The sequence below is a fragment of the Crocosphaera sp. Alani8 genome, assembly GCF_038442745.1.
In the GTDB taxonomy this organism is placed as follows: domain Bacteria; phylum Cyanobacteriota; class Cyanobacteriia; order Cyanobacteriales; family Microcystaceae; genus Crocosphaera.
The window spans coordinates 1-2,714 of the sequence record NZ_JARVCN010000395.1; the positions used below are offsets into that span (position 1 = coordinate 1).

1 protein-coding gene is annotated in these 2,714 nt (G+C 35.5%); it reads right to left on the reverse strand.

The features are described from left to right. Positions 1 to 686: 686 nt before the first annotated feature. Positions 687 to 2,663: a plasmid replication protein, CyRepA1 family gene (locus P9B04_RS19680; protein ID WP_342056671.1), complete on the reverse strand. Its 1,977-nt coding sequence runs from the start codon at positions 2,661 to 2,663 to the stop codon at positions 687 to 689. Positions 2,664 to 2,714 lie beyond the last annotated feature (51 nt).

The following is a 2,714-nucleotide window of genomic DNA, read 5'->3' on the forward strand; positions in this document are numbered from 1 at the left end:
TAATCCATTTCATAAAAAATCATTTTTGATGCCAATTCCTTATTTTTTAGGTTTTATTTTTTCTTCATGAATAATACAGGTTAGACTATCTTCAGGTCTTAGGCTCTCTGATTTATGATTATGAGCAAAAACATGAACCCCTACCTATTCTCCAAGGAATCGAACTTCTTCAAGCTTTAATCACTGAAGAAAATTTACACCATAGGGATCTCATTTCTATTTTTGATGATGAATCTACCGTCACTGAAGTCTTAGAAAGAAGAAAAGAAATCACCGCCAACCAGCTTACATTACTTGGCCAGTTTTTTCACCTTTCTCCCATTAGGTTTTTAGCTGATGAATAAACTTAATTGTTTGGCTAATAAATTTTTCACAGGAGGAAAACAATGAAATTGACAACTATTAGAAAACAAGGATACCAAGCTTTAGTTAACTCTTTAGGGGTTGTAGGAATGTTACGTTAATTAGTACAAAATATAGTTCGTGAGAAATACTAGTTCTCAGTGATTATTTGCTACAAGACCTCCTACTTCTTCCTTCTCTCTTCATACTACCTAATGCGAGTCACAACTATACTACTTTTGGCTTCATTTCCTAACCCCTCACTCCGAACTCCGAACTCCGATGAAGACGAGTGTACACTCGTTGTCTGACGATCCTTGACGAGTCCATTTTAACTTAAATAATTAAACAGAAGTTAAATAATCAAGCTTTAGCGATCGCCTAATTCCATTAACTTCTAGGATTGCGTATCGGTTTATCCCCTCTCTAAGCTCTTTAATTAAGGCGAATGCCCCGATTAATGACTCGTCCAATAAGTCCCCTTGAATCCTTACCCATTGGCCTATCTTAAAGGGCCAGTCAACGGGTGGCTCTGGAGCCTCTTGTAGTATTTTTTCTTGATCCAGATCCCCCTGATCTTCTTTAACAATTCTTGGCACATCTGGATCAGAAATTATCTTTTCATGCATAGGGTTACAGCCATTTTTAGACCCATGAGTTTGATAGTTATTTTTTAACTCGGATTTCATACTACAAGATTGGTTTTGTAGTATGTCTTCATCGTCCCATCTCAGGGTTTGGAGGTGTTCAGGGGAGTAATCCCGTTCGATTCTGGCTTCGAGTATTTCAGTTAATTTATTGATGACCCCATAAACATAATTATCGTGTTTGTGGGGTTCGATTACTTCTTTGACATTGATTTTGACCGGTACAACTTTATATACCCGTGTCCGTTTCTCATCATTTAAACGGCGATCGCTTAAATCATATCCAATTTGATTCAGCAACCACCGCACAAACTTAATGGGGTCTTTCGATGGTTTCTTCCCTAACCCGGTCCAGATTTTCTTTTGGTTGGCCCGTCTAATTAAGTCTTGTACCGGTTCACTATCAGCCCTAAATTCCCCTGCTACTTCTATAAAGTACAATAATCTTAAATCAAATAATGCTTTTAGGAATAGGTAACGGGGCTTTATTTTCCACGGACATAGCCTCCCTATTCTGGCTTTACTTAATAAGTTATGATAGAACTTTTTAACCTTAACTAAGGCCGGTGAGTTTTCTTGGTCAAATTTCTCTAGATAGATTCTATTTTCTAATTGAGTTATTAGATTTGGATACTTGTATTTGACTAGATAGATTAACTCAGGACTCCAGAACGTCGAGTTATTTATATTAGGTAAAAGTTTAATCAATTTAGCTTTCATTAATGCGGTTCTGTCTTCCCATTTAGCGTCTTGGTTTAACATCATCCAAGGCTTGTCTAGGTACTTGTCAGAAGATTCAAAGATATCTGTTGCGTTCTGAAACTTGGTTTTTATCTTCTCTTTTGACACCTCTTTATTAACTGTTTTAAATGGGTCTCGGTATTCGGGAGTATAACGGTTACTAATATCATATCCTTGTTGCTCTAATAGCCAATAAACACACTGTCTCAGATTCGCTTTTTCATAGTTAATCATTGCCTCTAATCGTTGCGCTAATTTACTCTCAGGTGTGCTTAAATCTTCTTTTATTTTTGTCAGTAGCTCACTAATTAATTCCTCTTTTTTATCTTCTCCCGTCATGGCTAAGTCTAAGTCACGGGTTAGCTGTTGGTTGAAATGATATTGTAATTTTTCTAGTATCGGTGATTTAATACTATTTCTCTCATCTACCTTGATAAAAGGATTTACCCATAAATAACGGGTCACTTTACTATCCCTAATCCTCCCAATTATCTGAGTAATTGAGTCTGCATCTAATGCCCCGTAAAATAAGCCAAAGAAGTGAGTAAAATAGTTATCAATCTTAATATCTAAACCACTTTCACAAGAAGGGGAAAATAATAATCTATCTATTTTATTTTCCCGTAAATACTTATCTGGGTCTTTTAAGAACTCTTTGACTTCTGCTTTGTTAATTGTTTTTGAGTCAATTCTTAATATTTTGTACCCTAACTTCTCTAAAATTCTGTGTAAAGATTCTAGTAAGGTTTGATTATCACTGGCTATTGCTCCTGTCATATCAGGAATCGTTATTAAGTCATATAACCAAGGGGCATGATCTCTTTTTCTTAGTTTTGTTTTCTTGATGGTTCCTTCTAATAAAACTAAGTTAGCTTTATTCCCTTTATAGGTATTTTCTACCTTTTCTATCTTTTTAGTTGGGTCACAAGCCAGAAATGTTGAATGTCTTTAGAAAACTTTACATATCAAATTAGACTAACCCTA